Source organism: Brevundimonas sp. Soil_N_31, from assembly GCF_057655995.1.
Map to the genome: position 1 here is coordinate 203843 of NZ_JBDGLE010000006.1, position 22822 is coordinate 226664.

General features: G+C 68.0%; 22 protein-coding genes and 1 pseudogene. 16 read left to right on the forward strand and 7 right to left on the reverse strand.

Features of this window, described 5'->3' with window-relative positions:
* The first annotated feature begins 114 nt into the window (after positions 1–114).
* Complete coding sequence (locus AC3A3G_RS11850) at positions 115–1278, forward strand: kynureninase/PvdN C-terminal domain-containing protein (RefSeq protein WP_200166215.1); 1164 nt, start codon at positions 115–117, stop codon at positions 1276–1278.
* 1 nt (position 1279) lies between these two features.
* Here the strand turns inward: AC3A3G_RS11850 and AC3A3G_RS11855 are convergent, their stop codons facing one another.
* From AC3A3G_RS11855 to AC3A3G_RS11865, 3 genes are read right to left on the reverse strand one after another with little or no spacing between them, the layout of a single operon-like run.
* A complete protein-coding gene (locus AC3A3G_RS11855) occupies positions 1280–2089 on the reverse strand; it encodes a hypothetical protein (RefSeq protein ID WP_200216122.1) in 810 nt (269 codons plus the stop codon).
* 34 nt (positions 2090–2123) lie between these two features.
* The gene (locus AC3A3G_RS11860) at positions 2124–3011 is read right to left on the reverse strand and encodes an alpha/beta fold hydrolase (protein WP_487488262.1); all 888 of its coding nucleotides are present in this window, start codon (positions 3009–3011) and stop codon (positions 2124–2126) included.
* A gap of 5 nt (positions 3012–3016) precedes the next feature.
* Entirely contained in the window at positions 3017–3511 is a 495-nt protein-coding gene (locus tag AC3A3G_RS11865) for a Fur family transcriptional regulator (RefSeq protein WP_487488263.1), read from the reverse strand.
* 151 nt (positions 3512–3662) lie between these two features.
* On the opposite strand from AC3A3G_RS11865, the gene AC3A3G_RS11870 reads away from it, so the two are divergent.
* Complete coding sequence (locus AC3A3G_RS11870) at positions 3663–4451, forward strand: SapC family protein (protein WP_125901931.1); 789 nt, start codon at positions 3663–3665, stop codon at positions 4449–4451.
* A gap of 122 nt (positions 4452–4573) precedes the next feature.
* Here the strand turns inward: AC3A3G_RS11870 and AC3A3G_RS11875 are convergent, their stop codons facing one another.
* A complete protein-coding gene (locus AC3A3G_RS11875) occupies positions 4574–4981 on the reverse strand; it encodes a MaoC family dehydratase (RefSeq protein ID WP_487488264.1) in 408 nt (135 codons plus the stop codon).
* Positions 4982–4998: 17 nt separating this feature from the next.
* Positions 4999–6021, reverse strand: coding sequence for an NADP-dependent oxidoreductase (locus AC3A3G_RS11880; protein WP_487488265.1), 1023 nt, complete (start codon positions 6019–6021; stop codon positions 4999–5001).
* Between the two features lie 292 nt (positions 6022–6313).
* Between AC3A3G_RS11880 and AC3A3G_RS11885 the strand changes: the two genes are divergently transcribed.
* Positions 6314–6598, forward strand: coding sequence for a hypothetical protein (locus tag AC3A3G_RS11885; RefSeq protein WP_200168342.1), 285 nt, complete (start codon positions 6314–6316; stop codon positions 6596–6598).
* Positions 6599–6658: 60 nt separating this feature from the next.
* Here AC3A3G_RS11885 and phyR read toward each other — a convergent pair whose 3' ends face one another.
* Positions 6659–7447: an anti-anti sigma factor/receiver protein PhyR gene (gene phyR, locus AC3A3G_RS11890; protein ID WP_125901928.1), complete on the reverse strand. Its 789-nt coding sequence runs from the start codon at positions 7445–7447 to the stop codon at positions 6659–6661.
* A gap of 199 nt (positions 7448–7646) precedes the next feature.
* Between phyR and nepR the strand changes: the two genes are divergently transcribed.
* The 10 genes and pseudogenes from nepR to AC3A3G_RS11940 all read left to right on the forward strand — a co-directional run bounded on the left by nepR (position 7647) and on the right by AC3A3G_RS11940 (position 18044).
* The gene (nepR, locus tag AC3A3G_RS11895; protein ID WP_125901927.1) at positions 7647–7853 is read left to right on the forward strand and encodes an anti-sigma T factor NepR; all 207 of its coding nucleotides are present in this window, start codon (positions 7647–7649) and stop codon (positions 7851–7853) included.
* A gap of 13 nt (positions 7854–7866) precedes the next feature.
* Positions 7867–8458, forward strand: a pseudogene (locus tag AC3A3G_RS11900) (sigma-70 family RNA polymerase sigma factor); the annotation flags it as partial.
* 2 nt (positions 8459–8460) lie between these two features.
* A complete protein-coding gene (phyK, locus tag AC3A3G_RS11905) occupies positions 8461–10224 on the forward strand; it encodes a sensor histidine kinase PhyK (protein WP_487488266.1) in 1764 nt (587 codons plus the stop codon).
* Positions 10225–10271: 47 nt separating this feature from the next.
* Entirely contained in the window at positions 10272–10409 is a 138-nt protein-coding gene (locus AC3A3G_RS11910) for an entericidin A/B family lipoprotein (protein WP_003169829.1), read from the forward strand.
* Between the two features lie 137 nt (positions 10410–10546).
* Positions 10547–11677, forward strand: a complete 1131-nt coding sequence (ald, locus tag AC3A3G_RS11915) for an alanine dehydrogenase (protein WP_200168340.1) — start codon at positions 10547–10549, stop codon at positions 11675–11677.
* 60 nt (positions 11678–11737) lie between these two features.
* A complete protein-coding gene (gene obgE, locus AC3A3G_RS11920; RefSeq protein WP_368923329.1) occupies positions 11738–12793 on the forward strand; it encodes a GTPase ObgE in 1056 nt (351 codons plus the stop codon).
* 258 nt (positions 12794–13051) lie between these two features.
* Positions 13052–15946: a DNA polymerase I gene (gene polA / locus AC3A3G_RS11925; RefSeq protein WP_487488267.1), complete on the forward strand. Its 2895-nt coding sequence runs from the start codon at positions 13052–13054 to the stop codon at positions 15944–15946.
* Positions 15947–15975: 29 nt separating this feature from the next.
* Positions 15976–16284 carry a GNAT family N-acetyltransferase gene (locus tag AC3A3G_RS11930; RefSeq protein ID WP_487488268.1) on the forward strand — a complete coding sequence of 103 codons (309 nt, stop codon included), beginning with the start codon at positions 15976–15978 and terminating at the stop codon, positions 16282–16284.
* Between the two features lie 39 nt (positions 16285–16323).
* Positions 16324–17547: a BaiN/RdsA family NAD(P)/FAD-dependent oxidoreductase gene (locus tag AC3A3G_RS11935; protein WP_487488269.1), complete on the forward strand. Its 1224-nt coding sequence runs from the start codon at positions 16324–16326 to the stop codon at positions 17545–17547.
* A 146-nt stretch (positions 17548–17693) separates the two neighbouring features.
* On the forward strand, positions 17694–18044 hold the full coding sequence (locus AC3A3G_RS11940) for a TFIIB-type zinc ribbon-containing protein (RefSeq protein ID WP_487488270.1): 351 nt from the start codon (positions 17694–17696) through the stop codon (positions 18042–18044).
* Between the two features lie 13 nt (positions 18045–18057).
* Here the strand turns inward: AC3A3G_RS11940 and AC3A3G_RS11945 are convergent, their stop codons facing one another.
* Positions 18058–19797, reverse strand: coding sequence for a hypothetical protein (locus AC3A3G_RS11945; RefSeq protein ID WP_487488271.1), 1740 nt, complete (start codon positions 19795–19797; stop codon positions 18058–18060).
* A 193-nt stretch (positions 19798–19990) separates the two neighbouring features.
* Here AC3A3G_RS11945 and chvI point away from each other — a divergent pair, with 193 nt between their 5' ends.
* From chvI to AC3A3G_RS11960, 3 genes are read left to right on the forward strand one after another with little or no spacing between them, the layout of a single operon-like run.
* Positions 19991–20698, forward strand: a complete 708-nt coding sequence (chvI, locus tag AC3A3G_RS11950) for a two-component response regulator ChvI (RefSeq protein ID WP_200168332.1) — start codon at positions 19991–19993, stop codon at positions 20696–20698.
* The gene (gene chvG / locus AC3A3G_RS11955; protein WP_487488272.1) at positions 20667–22277 is read left to right on the forward strand and encodes a two-component sensor histidine kinase ChvG; all 1611 of its coding nucleotides are present in this window, start codon (positions 20667–20669) and stop codon (positions 22275–22277) included. Before chvI ends, chvG begins: the two co-directional genes overlap by 32 nt.
* 10 nt (positions 22278–22287) lie before the next feature.
* Positions 22288–22731 carry an HPr kinase/phosphorylase gene (locus AC3A3G_RS11960; protein WP_200168330.1) on the forward strand — a complete coding sequence of 148 codons (444 nt, stop codon included), beginning with the start codon at positions 22288–22290 and terminating at the stop codon, positions 22729–22731.
* The last annotated feature ends 91 nt before the right edge of the window (positions 22732–22822 follow it).

Here is a 22822-nt window from a genome sequence, read left to right on the forward strand (position 1 = left end):
TCAACCTTGCTCAAGTCGTGCAGGCGGAAGCCCCGATCCTCGGGTCAAGCCCGAGGATGACGACATAAGAAGCAAGCGCGTGACGGCGCGGCGCAGGCCCGCTAGCCTGCCCTCATGAACTACAAGCCCCTGTTCTCGCGCGCTCTGGGCCTCGATCCGGAACGCCTGCATTTCGCCGCTCACAGCCACCACCTGTGGCCCGACGTCAGCTTCGACGGCCAGGTCCAGGCCTGGGCCGAGGCCAACCGCTTCGCCGACCGCAAATGGGATCTGGTGTTCGGCGAGGTCATCCCCGAGGCGCAAGCGCATGTCGCCAAGGAACTGGGCCTGCCCTCGCCCGACAGCCTGATCTTCGCGCCCAACACCCACGAGATTCTGCTGCGCATCGTCTCGGCGGTCGACAAGGCGCCCGTGCGCATCCTGGCTACCGACGGCGAGTTCCACTCCTTCCGCCGCCAGTCGGAACGCTGGGAGGAGGCCGGGCAGGCCGTCGTCACCCGCGTGCCCCTGGCCCCGTTCGAGACCTTCGCTGACCGCTTCATCGCGGCGGCCAAAGCGGGCGGGCACGACCTGATCTTCGTCAGCCAGGTCTTCTTCCGCACCGGCGGCCTGTTCGAGCGCATCGCCGAACTGGCGGAACTGGCCGATCCGGCCGGTCCGTGGGTGGTGGTCGACGGCTATCACGGCTTCATGGCCACGCCGACCGATCTGTCGGCCGTGGCGGACAGGGTCTTCTATCTCGCGGGCGGCTACAAATACGCCATGGCGGGCGAAGGCGCATGCTTCCTGCACGCCCCGCCCGGCTTCGGCCCGCGCCCGGTCGTGACCGGCTGGTTCGCCGAGTTCGGCCATCTGGAAGGCCCGCCCGGCGGCGTTCAATACCGCACCGACGGCGGCCGCTTCTGGGGCGCCACCTTCGACGCCAGCGCCCTGTACCGCTTCAACGCCGTGCGCCGGATGCTGGACCAGCACGGCCTGACCACGGCGATGATCGCCGATCACGCGCGCGGCCTTCAGGCCCGGTTCCAGACGGCGATCCAGTCGAACGAAGCCGGAGCGCTGGCCGAGGCCCAGATCCTGAACCCGGTCGAGGGGGCGGCGCCGCGCGCCCGCTTCCTGGCCCTGCGCCACGCCGACGCGCCGCGCTGGAAGGCGGCCCTGCAAGAGATGAACGTCATCGCCGATGTGCGCGACGACGTGATCCGCTTCGGCTTCAGCCTGTATCAGAGCGAGGAAGACGTGGAGAAGCTGATCCACGCCTGCGCCCGCCTGAAGTAGATCAGAAGAACAGGCTCTCGGCGTCGCGCCGGGCTTCGGGCGGGTCGGTGCGACGCGGCTGTCGTTCGCGGCGAGGCGCGGGGGCGGGCGCAGGCGACGCCGGGCGTGCCGCGGGAGGCCGCGCGGCGGGCGCCGGATCGCCGGGCAGACGAGGCGCGGGCTGGATCGCGCGCGACGCTGGAGCCGCGTCTTGCAGCGAGGGCGCGGCCGTCTCGGACTTCGGCGGCGGGCCGAGCGTCGGATACGACGGCCCGGTCTGCGGGCGAGGGCGACGCGAGGGCGGGGGAACAGACGGCGCGGCCTCGGCCGCCTCAGCTTCAGTCGTGGGGGCTTCCAACACCTGGCGCGCCTGGGTTCGGGCGCGCACGCTGTCACAACGGCACAGCACCAGCTCTGCGCCGTCGCGCCACAGGATCAGGGGGCGACGCGGCGGCTCGGCCCAGCGACTCGCCAGGCGGTCGAGCTCGCGCTCCAGCCCGTCGTCAGCCTGAGCCGAAACCGCCCTGACCTCGCGCCCCCGCGCCTCCCAGGCTGGGGCCGTCTGTTCCAGCCAGGCCCGCCCCGCACCATCCGGATCATAGACATAGATCGGCGTCAGAGCGAAAGCGGTCGGCCCCGCCGCCTGTTCCAGCCGCGCCTCAAGGCCCTCAGGCGGGACCAGCCGTTGCAGATCATGCCGCGCCACGCCCAGCCACCAGGCGACCAGAATCACGCCGAGCAGCAGCAAGCCCAGAACAGCGCCGATCACGCATCCCAACAGGATGCGCGGCCAGTCCGTGACGGAAGAGGCGGATACGGCGGCGGAGGTCATCGTCGCCAAGGCCTAGCACCGAACGACGCAGCTGTCAGACCGCCAGGTCGAACAAGGCGTCGCGCGTCAGTTCCGCATGGGTCATCGGGAACAGGTGCCCGCCGCCCGTCACGGTCTCGACCCGCACGTTCGATCGGCGCGCGGACGGCGACACGGCGCACAGACCGGCCCTCTCCGCCTTGAGAATGCGCGTCATGCCGGGATAGCGCGCCAGCGCACGCCAGGGATCGTGCGCCTGGGCGGCGTAGTTTGAGGCTTCCCAGACGGGCGTACAGGCCAGCTCCAGCCCGCGGTCCGTCTCGATGAGACCGTCGACGAGGTAGTCGGCCAGCACCATGTCCGGCCAGCCCTTGAAGGCGCCCCGTCCGCGATAGGCGCTCATGGCCTGCTCGCGGCTGTCGAACAGGGCGCGACGCCGCAGGGTGCTGGCGACAATGGGAAACCGCCGCGACAAAGCCCCGGCGAAGGGCAGATTCATCGCCCACACCATCTGTCGCGGCCAGACGACAGGGTCCAGCAGCAGCAGACGCGACACCCGTTCCGGCCGTTCCGCAGCGGCCATCAGGCCGCTGGTCCCACCGATGGAATGGCCGGCCAGGGCGACGGGCGGGCCGTCAATCGCCTCAAGCAGGGAGATCAGATCGTCGCGATGATCCTTCCAGCAGCGGCGGCCGTCGGGAACGGCGGGCAGACGCGTCCGGCCATGGCCTCGCAGATCAGGCGCCCAGATGCGCAGGGCCCCCGACAAAGGCTGCAGCAAGGAGCGATAGGCGAAGGCGTTGAAGCCGTTGGCGTGGGCGAAGATCAGGTCGACCGGCCGCTTGGGGTCGCCGAAATCCAGCACGGCCATCTCGCCCGCACCCCAGCGATTGTCGATCGGCACGCTGATACGGCGGGGCGCCGACAGGGCCAGGGCGTCCATGGACGTCAGGCCCCCACGCGGCAGGCGCCGCACCGGCCATGGCCCTCGATGGTGGTGCGCTCGATGGCGTAACCGGCGTTCGTCGCCGCCTGGGCGATAACGTCGCCGCCGGGGACGGCCACCTCTTCGGTCGCCCCGCAACAGTCGCAGATCAGGAAAGCCGCCGCATGGCCGCCCGGCGCGCAGGCCTGGGCCGTGCAGGCGACATAGGCGCTGATGGAGGCGATACGGTGGGCCAGGCCCCGCTTCTCGAGGAACTCCAGGGCGCGATAAACCGTGGGCGGCTTGGCCGCCTGACCGTCGAGGCCGTAGCGGGCGATCAGGTCATAGGCCTTGACCGGCTCGGCCGCCGAGAGAAGCAGCTCAAGCACGCGACGTCGTGGCGCAGTCATGCGATCGCCGTCGGCCGAGACGCGCGCCTCGACGGCCGCAACCGTCCGTTCGACCTCGGCGGCGCCGGGTCGGCTGTCGATATGATCATGATCGCAGGCGTCGCCCATGGCCTAGAGCTAAGGGGTCCGAGGCCGCGCCGCAACCGGGACCGCGCGCCGCAACACCCGCACCGGCGCAATGTGGCCAAACAGCGGCGTTTGCGGCCGTCCCGACCATGAGCTAGAAGAACCGTCCTCTCTGTTCAGAAGATCCGTTTTCATGACCGACACCACCCAAGCGTCCAGCCCCCTATCGGGCAACGTACTGTTCTATTCCCAGCCCGAGCCGCTGTCGGCCGATGTTCACGGCTCGCTGGGCGTGACGCCCGCAGACAAGCCGTACGCCTTTGTGGCCCAGACCCACGTCGTGCCGCTGACGGTGACTGAGTTCGCTCCCGCCGCCCTGTCCTACCCGGTCATCTTCGTCGGCGACGCCAAGCAGCCGGTCGCCGCCATGGGCCTGAACCAGGGCGACAACCTGTTCATCGAGAACGGCGACTTCCGCCCTGACGCCTACATCCCGGCCTATGTCCGCCGCTACCCCTTCGTCTTCGCCAATGACGACGAGCAGAAGCGCATGGTGCTGTGCATCGACCGCGCCGCCCCCTTCGTGGTCGAAGGCGGCGAGACTCCGTTGTTCGAAAACGGCCAGCCCAGCGGCTACGTCAACTTCGGCATGGAATTCTGCAACAACTTCGAACAGGAGCGCGTGCGCACCGAGTCCTTCGTCAACCTGTTGAAGGAACTGGACCTGTTTGAGGTGCGTGAAGCCAACTTCACCCCGCGCAACGCCGATGGTTCGGCCGGAGCCCCGCAAAAGATCGCCGAATATTTCGCGGTCTCGGAAGACAAGTTGAAGGCCCTGCCGGCCGAGAAGCTGGCCGAACTGCGCGACAACGGCGCCCTGGGCCAGATCTACGGCCACCTGGTGTCGCTGCTGGGCTGGGACCGCCTGATCGCCATGGCCCTGACCCGCGCCGCCCAACAACCGGCCGCCGCCAACGCCTGATCTGCTTTTCAAGCGGGCCTAGCGCGCGTTCGCGCTACTTGAGGCCCGTATTGAAGCGATAAAATGGAAACGCCCCGTCAGGCTGCTGGCGGGGCGTTTTTGTCCTTCACGCTCAATCGACTTCAGCGGCGCGCGACCAGTGCGCGGGTAAGGCAGGAGAAAACCAACCGCCCCGCCTCATCCAGCAAATCCTGCTGGGCGATGACGACCCCCTTCTCATCCCCGACCGGATCCTTGCCCATCACGGTCAGCCGCCCGCGCATCAGCTCGCCGGCAGGCGGATTACGCAGGAACCGCAAACCGTCCACGGCCAAGGTCTTAGAGCCCGCCCACCCCCCCATGCGATCGGCGGATAATCGGCTCCACAGGGCATAGACCATGCCCTCAGGCGCCCCGTAGGCCGTATCCCAACCAGGCAGAAAGCGTTCGACGAACAGCTCCAGCGCTGCAGCATCCACGGCGCAGGCGCCCAGGGGGATGACCTGACCGATCTCGAGATCCTCGAAATGGACGTGCAGCGGCTCGGTCATGCGTGGTCTTCCCTCCGTCAGGCGGCCGGTTCTTCGGACACCCTGACCATCAGCTTGCCGTCATGGTCGCCCGTGAACAAGCGATTCAGCGAACCGACCGCGCCTTCAAGGCCGTCATCGACATGGACCTTCCAGTGAATTTTTCCGTCAGCCAGCCACGGCCCCATCTCGGCGACCATCTCCTTGGCGCGGTGGGCGTAATCGAGGACCAGGAAGCCCTTCACGTCCAGGCGGTGGGTGATGATGCGGGCGAAATTGGGCGAGGGCGGCATCCGCGTGGCGTTATAGGCCGAGATCAGGCCGCAGACGGCCATGCGGCCGTGCACCTTCAGCCGGTTCCAGACGGCGATCATGATGTCGCCGCCGACGTTCTCGAAATTGAGGTCGATCCCGTCGGGGGCAAAGCGGTCCAGGGCGTCGCCGACGTCCTCGTTCTTGTAGTCGACGGCGGCGTCGAAACCGAGCTCTTCGGTCAGCCAGCGGCATTTCTCGGCGCCGCCGGCGATGCCGATGACGCGGCAGCCGCGCTGCTTGGCCACCTGGCCGGCGATGGAGCCGACCGCCCCCGCCGCCGCCGAGATGACCAGGGTCTCGCCGGCCTTCGCCTTCAGTACGTCGGTGACGCCGAAGTAGGCGGTCATGCCGGTCATCCCCAGCACGGACAGGTTGGCCGTCAGCGGCAGGCCCGGCGCGCGGTGGACCGGCCGCAGCCCCGCCTCGGGCACGACGGCGTAGTCGGCCCAGGCGCCCGACAGGGGCATGACCAGATCGCCTTCCTTGTACCGCTCACCGCGCGACCGCTCGACCACGCCCAAGGTCAGACCGCGCATGACGTCGCCCAACCCCACCGGCGGCAGATAGCCCTCGGAATCATTCATCCAGGTGCGGTTGGTCGGGTCGATCGACAGATAGACGGTGCGGACCAGAACCTCGCCGTCCTTCAGGTCGGGCGTGACGCTCTCGACCAGTTCCAGGTCGCCGTCCTGGATCAGGCCGTGCGGCCGCTGGCGCAGAATCCATTGTCTGTTGCGCAGGCTCATCAATCGTCTCCCTCATAGGGTTTTCTTTCAGAACCCATAGTGACGCCTCAGGGCCGGCTGTCGAGTGCCGCCATGGTCAAAAAAAGAGGCGGATCCGTTTCGGATCCGCCAGGAGTCGCATCATCGAGAATGAAGCGAAGGCGAAGATCGGCAGAGCCGGTCCGGGGGAATCGCCCTCAGCAGGGAAAGAACGACGTGCGGCGGACTCGGTTCCCGGCCCCGCCCTGCGGGAACAGCCCCAGACGCGCGGCGTTGGCTTGGAAGGCTTGAATCGCAACAAGGAGGCGTTGAGATGAGTCACCAGGATCCGCATTCCCACTCAGCTGACCCCATACACGCCGGCCAGGCCGTAGAGGCCCAGTATGTCCGCCAGGGTCGAGGCGGACGCCGCATCCTGATCCTTCTGGCGGTTTCCGCCGGAGCTGCGGCCGCGCTGCTGCTGGGCCTGTGGGCGATCAGCAATCAAGGTTTCCAACGCGCCGAAGAGGCGGGCATGACCGGCGAGCCGACGCCCGTCGTCGAACAAGCCCCCGCGCCGACCGCAGGCCCCGAGACCGCCCCGCCGCCCGTAACCTGACTACGACAAAAAAGGGCCCCGGCGAACCGGGGCCCCTTGATCGGATCGGAGGACGAACCGTCAGGCCGCCTGCTTCTGGCGCGACGGATGGAAGAACAGCGCCTGGCTGATCGCCGCCTTCACCGTCTCCGGCTGGAAGGGCTTGGTGATCAGGAAGGTCGGCTCGGGACGCTCGCCCGTCAACAGCCGCTCCGGGAAGGCGGTGATGAAGATCACAGGCACGTCGAACTGCTTGAGGATGTCCTTGACCGCATCAATGCCCGAGGAACCGTCGGCCAACTGGATATCGGCCAGAACCAAACCGGGCTTGTGACGCGAAACAGCGTCCACGGCTTCGTCGTGGGTGGTGGCCGTGCCGGTGACGCGGTGACCCAACTCCTTCACCAAGCTTTCGATGTCAGCCGAGATGATGGCCTCATCCTCGATGATCAGAACGTCCGTGGCCAGTTCGGCGTCGATGTCAGACTGAGCTTCGGCGATCAGGCGCTCGACAGTGCGGGGATCAACGGCCAGAATCTGGGCCGCCTCGGACGGCGTGAAGCCTTCAAGCGCGGTCAGCAGGAAGGCCTGACGCGACTGAGGCGAGATGCGCAGCAGGCGTCGCGCGGCGTCGTCGCCCTCGAAAGCCACGCCCTCCAACTGGGCGCCCGTGCTGGACCAGATGGTGTGGAAGACATGGTACAGGGCCACCCGCGGCGTCATATCGGCGGGGAGTTGCCGCTCGCCGGCGGCGAGCGCCTCAAGCGCGACGCGGACGTAGTTGTCGCCCGTTCCCTGATCGCCGGTCAGGGCGCGAGCGTAGCGACGAACATAGGGCAAATGCGGCGCAAGTCTGGCCAATAGACTCATGGATAAATTCCCCGACAACGCCCGCCTCGACTGTTGAAACGGACTTAGATCGAACACAACGTATCAAATGAGCCACGGTTCCGTGAACGCTCTCCAGCTTGAGCATAAAATCGTATCCGCCTAGGAACCCTATGCGGGACGCGGCGTTTTCAGTCTCCATGAGCGACATCACAGGGCTTGGGCGGCGGCCGGACACTCAATGATCGAACCTAAGGACACTCCCGCGCGTTCCAGCGGGGCCAGCTCGAACGAGCGAGATCTCGAAGAGGTCCGCCTGCGCCAACAAGCCATCGGCGTGAAGCTGCGGCATATGTTCGACGAAGTCGTCAACGAGCCGGTGCCCGATGAGTTTCTTGAAATTCTGCGTCGCGCCGACCAGGGCGCTCCTACCAAGGAGGGGCAGTGACCAGCGCAAATCCCGCCCCCCGCCGCCCCTCGTCAGACGACAACGCCTTTAAGGCCGAGCTCGTCACCCTGATCCCCCATCTGCGGGCATTCGCCCGCACCCTGACCGGCGACCCGACCTCGGCCGACGATCTGGCTCAGGAAGCCATGATGAAGGCCTGGGACGCCCGCGCCAGCTATCAGATGGGCACAAACATGAAGGCATGGACCTTCATGATCCTGCGCAACCAGTTCTATTCGGAAAAGCGCCGCTCGTGGCGCCAGACCCAGCTGGATCAGGAAGCCGCCGAGCGCACCCTGATCGCCGTCGATGATCCTGAAGCGCCGGTGGCGCTGGACGAACTGCGCCAGGCGCTGAAGTCCCTGCCCGAGGAGCAGCGCGAAGCCCTGATCCTGGTCGGCGCCGGCGGTTTCGCCTACGAGGAAGCGGCCGAGATATGCCAGTGCGCCGTCGGTACGGTGAAGAGCCGCGTATCGCGGGCGCGCAAGGCGCTGCAGGCCACGTTGGAGCGGGGCGGCTATGATCGCGACGGCCAATCGGCAAGCGACGCTATGCGATCGATCCTGGCCGACGCCGACAGACTAAGCGGCGCCGGGCGCAAATAGCCGTGCGGTTCGGCCGGGTTCTGGGCCGCAAGCTCGGACGCCCCAGCGTCCAGGGCATCCGATTCCGTCTGGGTCTCGCCATGGCCCTGGCCTTGCTGCCCATCCTTCTGCTCGGCGCGATCCAGACCGAAGCGGGCTTCCGCCGGCAGGAAACGGAACGGCGCAGCGATCTGAAACTGGCGGCGGAACGCAGCGCCTCAGACGCCAAAAGCCGAATCGACTCGACCGTGGTCCTGCTGCAAGCCCTGACGCCGGAGGGCGTGGGTTTCTTCTGCGAAGCGCGGCTCACGGCGCTGGCGGAACGCCTGGACGGCATAACGAGCCTGACCCGCTACAGCGCGACCGGGGAACCCGTCTGCGCATCGCGCAACACCGCCCATGAAACCCGCGAGGAACATGTCCGCGCCCAAAGCTGGCATCAGCGGCTCAGCCGCGGCGAAGACGTGGCGATGCAGCGCTCGGCCGACGGTCAGTCCCTGATCATCGCCGTCCGCTCGGAACGTCCGTTGGGCGCGTTTCAGGGAACGATGACGGCCGCCGTTCCGCTCAGCGCCCTTCAGCCTGACATCAGGGATCCAGCCCTGCCCGTCGGCGCCCAGGCGGCGCTGACCGACGGGACAGGACGCGTGCTGATCGCCACGACCACGAGCCCCTTCGCCCTGGGCAACGCCGGCCAGGCCGAGGGCTGGACCGAGCGGGCCCGCGCGGACGCAGCCGTCATGTTCGAGGCGCGAGACGCCAGGGGACGCCGTCACGTCTATGGCGGCGCGCCCCTGGCGGGACGGGACGTCTTCGTCCTGCTGTCGGCGCCGGCGCCCGGCCTGCTGTCCTGGGCGCGCCTGAACCCCTTCGGCACCCTATTGCTGCCGCTGGCGGCGTGGCTGACCGCCTTCGCCGCCGTCATGCTGCTGTCCGAGCGGATCGTGGTGCGCTGGCTGGACTACCTGGAACGGGTCGCCGCCATCTACGCGCGCGGCCGTTTCACCATTCGTCCCGTTCAGGCCGAACACGCGCCTGCGGAAATTCGCACCTTGGCCCGCACCCTGGGCCACCTGGGCGAGACCATCACCCGGCGCGACAAGGCCATTCTGGACGCCCTGGAGGAAAAGGACGCCCTGCTGCGCGAGATTCACCACCGGGTGAAGAACAACCTGCAGATCATCTCATCCCTGTTGTCGATGCAGCAACGAGCCGTGACAGATCCGGGCGCCCGCGCCGCCCTGGGCGACACCCGCCAGCGGATCACCGCCCTGGCCCAGATCTACCGCATTCTCTACCAGAGCCATGACATCCGAGAAGCGGACGCCGACACCTTCCTGCGCGAACTGGTCGGGCAGTTGATCGCCGGGGAGGCGGTGCGCGGGCCTCTGGTCACGACCTCGATCGAGGCCGACCCGCTGATCATCGACCCCGACAAGCTGGCGCCCCTGGCCCTGTGGCTGGTCGAGGCCGTGTCCAACGCCCAGAAACACGCCTTCGCCGGACGGGGCGGCGACCTCAAGGTGCGCTTCAAGGTTCTGGGCCGAACCAGCGTTCTGGAGGTCGAAGACGATGGGCCCGGCGTCGCCGACGCGGCCGAAGCGGGCGTCGGCCGCACCCTGATGATGGCCTTCGCCAAACAGTTGCGCGGCGAGGCCGAAATCGCGCCGGCGCCAGGCGGCGGTTCGATCGCACGGCTGACCTTCGTCACGCCCGAAGCCCGCGACGCCGCCCATGTGCGAGAGGTGGCCGCCTTCCGCCTCAGCGGAACCTCGCCCCAAGCGTAACGTTGTGCATGGGACGGGCACGGAGCCCGAGCCAACAGGAGTCTCCCATGCGCAAACTCATCATTCTGGCCGTCGCCGCCGCAGCCCTGACGACCGCCGCCTGCAATACTATTCAAGGCGTCGGCCGTGACACCCAGGCCGCCGGCCAGGCCGTCGAAGGCGCCGCCCGCGACGCCAAGAACTAGGCTCTTCGCCGCCGGGCGAAGGTTGACGACACCCCGCAGACACCCGCGTCTGCGGGGTTTTATTTTTCGCTGGCGAGAGCGGTTCGGCTTGATTAGCGTCACCGATCTCTGACCCTGTCTCCGCTATCGGAAGAAAAATGCGCGTCGGCACCCCTAGAGAAGTCAAGACCAACGAACACCGGGTCGGCCTGACGCCGATGGCGGTGCGCGAGTATGTCGCCCGCGGCCACGAAGTCCGCATCGAAACCGGCGCAGGCGTCGCCGCCGGCTTCCCGGACGCCGATTATGTGAAGGCGGGCGCCCTGATCGTCGTCGACGCCGACGCCGTCTTCGCCGACAGCGAGATGATCGTGAAGGTGAAGGAACCCCAACCGTCCGAGTGGAGCCGTCTGACCGAGCGGCACATCCTGTTCACCTATCTGCATCTGGCGCCCGACTCGGAACAGACCAAGGCGCTGCTGGCGTCGAAATGCGCGGGCGTGGCCTATGAGACGGTGACCGATCGCAACGGGGGACTGCCGCTGCTGGCGCCCATGTCCGAGGTGGCGGGCCGCATCGCCGTCTTTTCCGCCGCCGAGACCCTGCTGAAGCACAACGGCGGTATGGGGCTGCTGTTCTGCGGCGTGCCGGGCGTCGCTCCGGCCAGGGTGCTGGTGCTGGGCGGCGGGGTCGTGGGACTGAACGCCGCGCGCATGGCCATGGGCCTGGGCGCCGAGGTGGTGGTCCTGGAACGATCCATTCCCCGCATGCGCCAGATCGACGAACTGACCGGCGGGCGCGTCATCACACGCTATTCCTCGCTGCACGCCATCGAAGAGGAACTGGTAAAGGCCGACGTCGTGATCGGGGCGGTCCTGGTCCCCGGCGCCGAAGCTCCGACCCTGGTGCGGCGCGACCAGTTGAAGACGATGAAGCCCGGCAGTGTCCTGATCGACGTGGCCATCGACCAGGGCGGCTGTTTCGAAACCTCGCATGCGACAACGCACGAAGACCCGACCTATGTCGTCGACGGAGTGGTCCATTACTGCGTCGGCAACATGCCCGGCGCGGCGCCGCGCACCAGTTCCGAGGCCCTGAACAACGCCACCCTGCCCTTCGGTCTCGCCCTGGCCGACCGGGGGCTGGAGGCTTTGCGCGCCGATCCTCACTTGGCCAAGGGGCTGAACGTGCTGAAGGGCGAGATCACCCACCCCGCCGTCGCCGAGGCCCTGGGCCTGGAATGGCGCGACCCGTTCGGCGTCTGGGCCGCCGGCGGAGCGAGGGGCTGAAATCACAGCCCGCAATTCGCCCGCCTGTAATTCGCCGCGCTTCTGGGCCATAAGGCGCCCATGAAGTTCCTCGATCAGGCCAAGATCTATATTCGCTCCGGCAACGGCGGCGCGGGCTCCGTCTCGTTCCGTCGCGAAAAATTCATTCCCAACGGCGGTCCCGACGGCGGCGACGGCGGCAAGGGCGGCGACGTCTGGGTCGAGTCGGCCGACGGGCTGAACACCCTGATCGACTTCCGCTATCAGCAGCATTTCAAGGCCGCCACCGGCAACCACGGCCAAGGCCGCCAGATGCACGGAGCCAAGGGCGAGGACGTGGTTCTGCGCGTCCCCGTCGGCACCCAGGTGCTGGACGAGGACAAGGAGACCGTGCTCGTCGATCTGGACGAGGCGGGCCTGAAGGTAAAGCTGCTGTCCGGCGGCAACGGCGGCTGGGGCAACACCCGCTTCAAGGGGCCGGTCAACCAGGCCCCGCGCCACGCCAACCCCGGCCAGGAAGGCCAGGAGCGCTGGATCTGGCTGCGGCTGAAGCTGATCGCCGACATCGGCCTGGCGGGCCTGCCCAATGCGGGCAAGTCGACCTTCCTGTCGGCCGTCTCGGCGGCGCGGCCCAAGGTGGCGGACTATCCCTTCACCACCCTGACGCCCAACCTGGGCATGGTGGACCTGAGCCCATCCGAACGCTTCGTCATCGCCGACATCCCCGGCCTGATCGAAGGCGCCAGCGAAGGCGCAGGGCTGGGCACGCGTTTCCTGGGCCACGTCGAGCGCTCGGCCAGCCTGATCCACCTGATCGACGGCACGCAGGACGATGTGGTCGAGGCCTATCGCATCATCCGTGGCGAGCTGGAGGCCTATGGCGAGGGTCTGGCCGACAAGGTCGAGATCCTGGCGCTGAACAAGATCGACGCCCTGACGCCCGAGGCCCGCGAGGAGAAGGCGGCGGAGCTGGAGGCGGTCGCCGGTCGTCGGCCCTACCTGGTGTCCGGCGTCTCGGGCGAGGGCGTGACCGAACTGCTGCGCGCCGCCTGGGCCGAGGTGAAGAAGACCCGCGGCGAGGTCTCGGACGAGGGCGAACACGTCATCCCCGAAACGCCGGGCGGCTGGCAGCCGTAAGAGAGGCCGACCGTTCCCTCAGTTTCCTGCCGTCATCCTCGGACTTGATCCGAGGATCAAGGGTGACTGCGCGCTCGATACAGGATGCGCCACCTACTGCGAGCCACCGCCTTTCCTGAGCGGAGCCGAGGGCTCGATCCTCGGATCAAGTCCGAGGATGACGGCGATTGAGGGCTGCTACGCCGTCTTCTCGCCATTGCATGGGAAGGAAAGCGAAGCGCGGATGACGCCGCGCCTTCGGCCCCCTATGTTCGCGCCATGACCGACGCGCCCGCCGAAATCCCCGCCCGCCCCCTCACGCAAGACGGGCCGCCGCTCAGGCTGTGGTTGATCGACGCCTCGGCCTACATCTTCCGCGCCTATCACGCCCTGCCGCCGCTGACGCGCAAGTCGGACGGCCTGCCCGTGGGGGCGGTGCAGGGCTACTGCAACATGCTGTGGAAGCTGCTGAAGGACATGAAGGGCGAGGACGGCCCGACGCACCTGGTCGCCGTCTTCGACCATTCGGAGAAGACTTTCCGCAACGATCTCTATGACCAGTACAAGGCCCACCGCCCCCCTGCGCCCGAAGATCTGGTCCCGCAGTTCCCGCTGGTGCGCGAAGCGACCAAGGCCTTCGGCGTCCACTGCGTCGAGATGGCCGGATATGAAGCCGACGACCTGATCGCCACCTATGCCTGTCAGGCGCGCGACGCGGGCGGCGAGGCCGTGATCGTCAGCTCCGACAAGGATCTGATGCAGCTGATCGGCGACGGCGTGGTCATGTACGATCCGATGAAGGATCGCCGACTGGAAGAAGAGGCCGTGTTCGAGAAGTTCGGCGTCACGCCGGACAAGGTGGTCGAGGTCCAGGCCCTGATCGGCGACAGCGTCGACAACGTGCCCGGCGCCCCCGGCATCGGCCCCAAGACGGCGGCCCAGCTGATCCATGAATACGGCGATCTGGACACGCTTCTGGCCCGCGCGGGCGAGATCAAACAGCCCAAGCGCCGCGAGACCCTGATCAACTTCGCCGACCAGATCCGGCTGTCGCGCGAACTGGTGAAGCTGACCTGCGACGCGCCGACCCCCGAGCCGATCGACGACTTCATCATCCGCGACCCGGACCCGGAGGCCCTGTCAGCCTTCCTGGAGACGATGGAGTTCCGTTCGCTGGCCCGGCGCGTCGGCGACGGCAAGGCGCCGCAGAAGGAAGGCTCGGCCTTCGCCCGCCCGCTCAGCGCGCCGGTGGCCACCCCGCGCTATGGCCAGACCGAGGTCGCCGCCCCGGCCGAGGAACAGGCCATCGACCATGATCGCTATGAGCGCGTGCAAACTCTCGACGATCTGGACCGCTGGATCGCGCGGGCCAAGGCTGCGGGCGTAATCGGCTTCGACACCGAGACGAACGCCCTGTCCTCGACCCACGCCGGGCTGTGCGGCGTGTCGCTGGCGGTCGGGCCGAACGAGGCCTGCTATATTCCCCTGACGCATGAGCACGAGCCGACCGGCGACGGCGGTCTGGACTTCGGCGACGGCGGCGATGCCCGCCCGCCCCTGCAACAGATCGACAAGCCGACGGCCCTGGCCCGGTTGAAGGAACTCCTGGAAGATCCGTCGGTGCTGAAGGTCGGCCAGAATATCAAATACGACCTCGCCGTCATGGCCAGGCACGATGTCCGTGTCGCCCCGATCGACGACGTCATGCTGATTTCCTACGTGCTGGAAGGCGGCCTGCACGGCCACGGCATGGACGAGCTGTCGCGCCTTCACCTCGGCCACGAGCCGATGACCTTCAAGAGCGTGGCGGGCACGGGCAAGAGCCAGAAAAGCTTCAAGCACGTCGACCTGACGACAGCGACCCGCTACGCCGCCGAAGACGCGGACGTGACCCTGCGCCTGCACCGCCTGCTGAAGCCGCGCCTGGCGGCCGAGGGACTATCAAGCGTCTATGAAACGCTGGAACGCGGCATGCCCGCCATTCTGGCCGACATGGAATTGGCGGGAGTGCGGGTCGATCCCGACCGTCTGCGCTCCTTGTCCTCGACCTTCGGCCAGCGCATGGCCGAGCTGGAGGAGGAGGCGCACAAACTGGCCGGCCGCCCGTTCAACGTCGGCAGCCCGCGCCAGATCGGCGAGATCCTGTTCGGCGAGATGAACCTGCCTGGCGGCAAGAAGACCGCCAGCGGCCAGTGGGGCACCGACGCCAGCGTGCTGGAGGATCTGGCCCAGAATCACCCCCTGCCCCGCACCATCCTGGACTGGCGCCAGCTGTCCAAGCTGAAGGGCACCTATACCGACGCCCTGGTGGCGGCGATGGACCCGCAGACGAATCGGGTCCACACCTCCTATCAGCTGGCGGCGGCGACGACGGGGCGGCTGGCCTCGTCCGATCCGAACCTGCAGAACATCCCGATCCGCACCGAGACGGGCCGCCAGATCCGTCAGGCCTTCATCGCCTCGCCCGGCCATGTGCTGATCAGCGCCGACTACAGCCAGATCGAGCTGCGCCTGCTGGCCCACATCGGCGACATCCCCGAGCTGAAGCGCGCCTTCAAGAACGGCCTCGACATCCACGCGGCGACCGCCTCGGAAATGTTCGGCGTCCCGGTCGAGGGCATGCCCAGCGAGACGCGCCGCCGGGCCAAGGCCATCAACTTCGGCATCATCTACGGCATCAGCGCCTTCGGCCTGGCCGCCCAGCTGGGCATCGAACAGGGCGAGGCCGGGGCCTACATCAAGACCTATTTCGAGCGCTTCCCCGGCATTCGCGACTACATGGACAGGACCAAGGCGCTGGTGAAGGAGCAGGGCTTCGTCACCACCGTCTTCGGGCGGCGCATCCACATCCCGGCCATCCACTCCAAGTCGGGCGCCGAGCGTCAGTTCGGCGAGCGCGCGGCCATCAACGCCCCGATCCAGGGCGCCGCCGCCGACATCATCCGCCGCGCCATGATCCGCATGCCGGGCGCCCTGGCCGAGGCCGGGCTTCAGACCCGCATGCTGCTGCAGGTCCACGACGAACTGGTGTTCGAGGCCCCCGAGGCCGAGGCCGAACGCGCCGTCGCCGTGATCCGCCGCGTCATGGAGACCGCCGCCGAACCGGCCGTGGCCCTGAGCGTTCCGCTGGACGTCGAAGCCAAGGCCGCCGGCAACTGGGACGACGCGCACTAAATCCGCTTATCTTTGACTAGGGACGAGACATGAGCCTGGACCCCGAAATCCGCGACAATGAAGAGGCCAAACGCTACGAGCTGGACGTCGACGGCGAGACCGCCGTGGTCATCTACAACCCCGTCGCGGGCGGGCGGCTGATCACCGAAACCATTGTGCCGATCCCGTTGGAAGGACGCGGCATCGCCAGCCGGATGGCCAAGCACGTCCTGGCTGACCTGAAGGAAAAAGGTCTGCTCATCCTGCCGACCTGCCCCTTCTTCTCCAGCTATCTGAAGAAGCACCCGGAATACGCCGATCAGGTGCATCCGACCTATCGGGCCATGCTGGGCCTGTAGGGCATCGCTTCAGGCCCCGCCGCCTGCTAGGGCGGGGCGATGAAGTCTTCAGACATCGACGTCCTGATCGTCGGCGCCGGCGCGGCCGGCATGATGTGCGCCATCGAGGCGGGCAAGCGCGGCCGCCGCGTGCGCGTGATCGACCATGCCCGCGCGCCCGGCGAGAAGATCCGCATCTCGGGCGGCGGGCGTTGCAACTTCACCAATCTGGGGACCGGCGGCGCCAACTTCCTGGGCGAGAATCCGCGCTTCGCCCTATCGGCCCTGCGCCGCTTCACCCAGCACGACTTCATCAAGATGGTCGATCGCCACGGCATCGCCTGGCACGAGAAAACGCTGGGCCAGCTGTTCTGCGACGACAGCGCCAAGCAGATCATCCGCATGCTGACGGACGAAATGAAGGCGGCGGGCGTCAGCCTGTCGCTGGGCGTCGGCGTCAAGGCGGTGGAGCGCGCGGGCGAGCGGTTTCAGGTCGATCTGGACGACGGATCGCGGGTGACGGCGGCCTCGCTGGTCGTGGCGACCGGCGGCAAATCCATTCCCAAGATGGGGGCCACCGGCTGGGGCTATGAGGTCGCGCGACGCTTCGGCCTGCGCGTCACCGACACCCGACCTGCGCTCGTTCCTCTGACGTTCGAGCCGGGGCTGCTGGAGCAGCTGAAGCCTCTGGCGGGCGTGTCGGTCGACGCCGTGGTGCGGCACAAGGCGCCCAAGGATGCGGGCGCGGGTCGCCCGACCAAGGAAACCGTCTTCCGCGAGGGCCTGCTGTTCACCCATCGCGGCCTGTCGGGGCCGTCGATCCTGCAGATCAGCTCCTACTGGCGCGAGGGCGAGGCGATCACCGTTGATCTGGCCCCCGACCGCGACGCTGTGTCTGAAATTCTGGCCGCCAAGAGCGAGAACGGCAAGCAGGCGGTGCATACGGCCGTCGGCCACGTCGTGCCGCGCCGTCTGGCTGAGGCTCTGTGTATGCGCGAAAACCTGTCGGGCAAGCTGGCCGAGGTCGGCGACAAGAAGCTGCGCGCCCTGGCCGAGGGGATCAACGCCTGGACGGTCAAGCCGGTCGGATCGGAAGGCTATCGCACCGCCGAGGTCACGCTGGGCGGGGTCGACACCGCCGCCCTGGACCAGCAGACGATGGAGGCCAAGGCGGTCCCCGGCCTGTTCTTCATCGGCGAGGTCGCGGACGTGACCGGCTGGCTGGGCGGCTACAATTTCCAGTGGGCCTGGTCGTCGGGCTGGGCGGCGGGCCAGCACTGCTGACCGCATGAAAACAGAGCCTGCGGCGACGCGGCGCGTTGTCGCGCGGGCGGGCGCTCCCTACCTCTTTTGCGGTAGCGGGACGGGCCCCTCTGGCGGCGCTTCGGCGGCGTGATGTCGGACCGCATTCAACGACGAAAGAGGATGTCATGCCCCTGCTGATGTGCCCGAACGACAATGCGCCCATGCAGACGCTGGACCGCCACGGCGTCCAGTTCGACATGTGCCCGACCTGCCGCGGCGTCTGGCTGGATCGCGGCGAGTTGGAGAAGCTGATGGAATCGGCGACCGACGAAGGGCGCGCCGCCGCGCCCGCCGCCTACGCCCCGCCCCCGCAACCAGCCCCCGCTCAGCCTCAGCAACCCTGGGGAAGCCAGCCGACCTATCGCGAGCCGCCGCGTCATCGCAACGACCGCTATGACCACGACCGTCGCCGGGACGACGACTACCACTACCGCAAGAAGAAGAAGCGGTTGGACATCTTCGACATCTTCGACTGACGCCCAAGGGCGGTCAGGCCGCCAGGCCGACCGCCTGCATCAGCGGCCGCAGGGTCAGCACCGCCTGCGGCTCGGCCCCCAGGGCGGCGCGGGTGTCCGGCGCGCGCATCAACCGCACCGCTTCGGCGCGGGCGCGTTCAGCGACGGGGCCGGTCGGCCCTGTCTCGGCGGCCGCCAGCCGCAACAGCGCGGCCAGCTTCTGCGCGACCGGCGCAGGCGCACGGGCCAATTGAGCGGTCAGTCGAGCGTCAACCTCGATTGATCCGCCGACGGCGCCCAGGGCGTCCACGACCGTCTGAGTCTCGCGCTCCGACAACCCCGCCTTGCGCACCGCGCGTTGCAATTCGCCCAGAGCCATCAGCCGCTGTCCCGGCGGGATCGCGCCCGGCGTCCGCGCCCGGAGCTCGGTCTCGAAGCGCAGAGAGGCGACGCAGGCGTCCAGCCAGCGCGCCGCCGCCCGCTTGTTGGCCCCGCCCGTCACGTTCTCGCACAGGCGCGTCAGCCGTTCGGCCTCGGCTAGAACGGTCGTGCAGTCTTTGACATAGGCTGCGACGAAGTCGGCTGCGACCAGCCCCTTGGATCGTTCGATGAAGGCGGTCTGCACCTCTTCCAGAGTCAGCAGACGTCCGGCCGTCGCCGTCAACGCCATGGCCAGGACGCGCAAAATCTCAATCTCGCCGACAGCATCCCCAGGCCGCAGACGACGCTGGCTCATCAACTCGCGCAGCACCATGCGGGCCAGGGAAGCCGCCAGCAGGGGAAACTCGCCCGCCGCCAACCGCTCGCCCAGACGCCGCACCGGCCCCTCGATCGGCGGCGCCAGCAGATTGAGGCGCGCGTCCTGCGCCAGAACGGCGTCCACCTCCCGCGGGGCCGCCATCCGAACCACGGCCGCCAGACTGGCGCCTTGATCGAGGCCAGGCCCCAGCACCTGAGCCAGACCGGAGCGCGATCCCATCAGTTCACAGAGAATCTGCTCCACCGGCACGAAGACCAAGGCGCGCGGCGCGCCCTCGACCGGGGCCTGGTCGCAAATGTCCATCAAACGCTCCACACGCGCCCGCGCCCCCGGCAGGCCGCACAGCGCGCTCGCCACGGCCCCGCCCATGACGAAGGCGCGATCCGGCGCGCCCTGAAGCGCCAGAGCCGTCGTCGAGACCGGGCGATCGTCGAAACTGGGCAACTGTTTCTTGCGCCCGGCGATCAGCAGACGCTCGATCGCCTGCTCGGCCAGGCGCTGATAATGGCGCATCAATTCGTGCACCGACTTCGCCGCCCCCTGCGCCTCAGGCACGGCGATCTTCTGGATGGCGTGCTGAAGCTCGACGCCGGAGGCTTCCAGCCTTTCGGCCAGGTCAGGACGGTGCAACAGTTCGAAGGCTGTCGCGCCCTGGCGATGCAGCCAATCCTCCAGCACCCGGCCGATCGTCTCGCGCGCATGGGGGGCGTACAGGTCGCCGACGCCCCGGCAGACCGGGCCGCGCGGGTCCGCTGCGGGGGCGCGCTTGCGCGTCAGCTCGGGCGCGCCGCGCGTCAGGATGACGACGCTGGCGAATTCCATCGTCTCGGGGTTCAGCGTCTCCTTGGTGACTCGAACGGCCACGGCCTCGCGGTCACGCAACAGCTCCTCGGCCGTGTCCACGGCCTGTCTGCGGTCCTCCGTCGCCTGGTGCAGGGACCAGTCAGCCGGCGCCGTCCGACGCATATAGATTTCGTAGTGAACCGGTCCGGCCATGGGGTCTTTCACAAGCACGAAGCTCCATCCTGTCGCCCCAAGCTTTAAGGCCGGGTTTCGCTTTTCGCCTCGATGGTTGAAAGCAACAGCGCGGCGCTCCATTTTGTGTGACCGTAAAGTCACCACGATCGGGTAGAACAGTTACGCTTGCTGTGCGTTGTGCAGACGACGGCGGACCGGACGTTCCCCCGCCCGTACTAAGGAGAAGCCCTTGGCCAACATCACCCTGGTCGACGACGACGAGAACATCGTCGCCTCCGTGTCCCTGGCTCTGGAAAGCCACGGTCACACGGTGACCGCCTACCACGACGGCGCCTCGGGCCTGGAAGCGCTGGAGGCCACGCCGCCGGACCTGGCTATCCTGGACGTCAAGATGCCGCGCATGGACGGCATGGAAGTGCTGCGCCGCCTGCGTCAGACCTCCAGCATTCCGGTCATCATGCTGACGTCCAAGGACGAGGAGATCGACGAAATCCTCGGCTTCAACCTCGGCGCCGACGACTACATCCACAAGCCCTTCAGCCAGCGCCTGCTGATCGAGCGGGTCAAGGCCCTGCTGCGTCGCGCCGGCGTCGAAGGTCTGGACCCCGTCGACCCCGCCGCCGTCGAAGCCGGCAAGGCGATCAAGCGCGGCAAGCTGTCGATGGACCCGGCGCGCCACGAATCGACCTGGGACGGCAAGCCGGTGAAGCTGACCGTCACCGAGTTCCTGCTGCTTCAGGCCCTGGCCCAGCGCCCCGGTTTCGTGAAGAGCCGCGACAATCTGATGGACGCCGCCTATGACGATCAGGTCTATGTCGACGACCGCACCATCGACAGCCATGTGAAACGGATGCGAAAGAAGTTCCGCATGGTCGACCCTGAGTTCGACGCTATCGAGACCCTGTATGGCGTCGGATACCGCTACCGCGAGAGCTGAACCTGAAGACGCCCCGGCGCGGCGCCGATTCCGCTTCGGCGGATCGCGCCTGGGCGGCTTCATCCTGGCCCTCAATCTTCTCAGCCTGCTGATCCTGTTCGGCGGCGCCCTGCTGCTGAACGAGTGGCGGCGCGGCCTGATCGAGGCGCGCCAGGAATCGCTCGGCGTCCAGGCTGAGCTGCTGGCCAACGTCCTGGGCGAACTGGGCATCACCCAGGGCGACCCCTATCCCATGCTGGATGACCGCGCGGCCGCCCTGTGGCTGCGCGACAACTTCATCCCGGCGGGCCAGCGCGCCCGCCTGTTCGACATGGACGGGATCGAGGTGTCGGACTCCTATCGGGTCAGCGACGCCATCCCCGGCGCGCCCCTGCCCCCGGCCAACCCGGCGGGCACCGCCCTGGCCCCGACCGAGCCTTCACGTCGCGAAACCGCGCGTTTGGCCCGCGCCGACGCCGAACTGTCGGCCGAGGTCGAGCGCGCGCTGCAGGGCACGCCTCAGGCCGCCATCCGCCGCAATGAAGAGGGCGAGCGTGTCGTCTCCGTCTCCCTGCCCGTGCGCCATGTGCAGCAGGTGCTCGGCGTGCTGACCCTGGAAGCCGGCGACGTCAACGCCACCCTGGACGCGCAACGCCGCGCGCTGATGCCTTTCGCCCTGGTGGCGCTGGCGGTGAATCTGCTGGCGTCGCTGGTTCTGCACCTGTTCGTGGCGCGGCCGGTGATGCGGCTGTCGGCGGCCGCGGACCAGGTGCGCCTGCAGCGCGCCCGCGCCATCTCCTTGCCCGACCTTGAAGACCGCAAGGACGAAATCGGCGACCTGGCCCGCGCGCTTGAGTCCATGACCGACACCCTGTCGACGCGCATGGACGCCATCGAACGTTTCGCCGCCGACGTCAGCCACGAGATCAAGAACCCCCTGACCTCGATCCACTCGGCGCTGGAGACCCTGCCCCTGGTCAAGACCGACGAGCAGAGGGCCCGCCTGACCAATCTGCTGCAACAGGATGTGCGGCGGCTGGATCGCCTGATCACCGACATCTCCAACGCCTCGCGTCTGGACGCCGAACTGTCGCGCGACCGCCCGCGCGCCATCGATCTGAAGGAACTGCTGGGCGACATCATCGGCGTTTATGAGGCCGGTCAGAAGCCGGGCGAGCCCCCGGTGCGCTTCGTCCTGAGCGCCGACAGCGCCCGCGTCGTCGGCCGCGACATTCCTCTGGGCCAGGTGTTCCGCAACCTGATCGACAACGCCCGCTCCTTCAGTCCGCCCGACGGCGAAGTGCGGGTGAGCCTGGAGCGCGACGACAGCCAGCCCGACCTACCCCTGCGCGTCCGCATTGAAGACGACGGCCCCGGCATTCCGGCTGAAAACCTTGAGACGGTGTTCGAGCGCTTCTACACCTCACGGCCCAAGGGCACGGCCTTCGGCGCCAACTCGGGCCTGGGCCTGGCCATCGTGCGCCAGATCATCGACGCCCACGGCGGGCGCGTTCACGCCGAGAACCGCACCGGCCCCGACGGCGCCGTGGTCGGGGCCCGCTTCGAGGTGCGGTTGCCGGCGACGGGCAAGCGCCCGTGATCTGACCCTCATGACCGCGCCCCGACAGCCCCTGCACGCCACCGTCGCCGCGCTCCGGCTCGGCGGCGCCTGGCGCGGCGTGCTGATCCAGGGACGATCCGGCGCCGGCAAGAGCGACCTGGCCCTGCGGCTGATGCAGAACGGCTGGCGGCTGGTCGGCGACGATTGGGTCGAGGTTTTCGCCTGCGAGGGCGCCCTCTACGCCGCCGCGCCCGCGACCATCGCCGGGCGGATGGAGGTGCGCGGCCTGGGCCTGGTCGACCGGCCTTTCCTGCCTTTCGCGCGGATCGCCCTGTCGCTGCACCTGACCCATGAGCCGGTCGAGCGGATGCCCGAAAAGGCCCAGGACGTGATCGACGGAATCGCGATCCCACGCCTGGTTCTGGACCCTCGCCCCGCCTCGGCGCCCCTGGTCGTCGCAGCGGCGATGAACGTCGTCGCAACGCTTCCGTGACGGCGCGACGACGGCGCCCTTTGATCCGCGCCGCGATTGCCCTATGAAACGAGGCTTGTCGCTCGTCGAGGCGAGCTGGGGATGTCTTTGG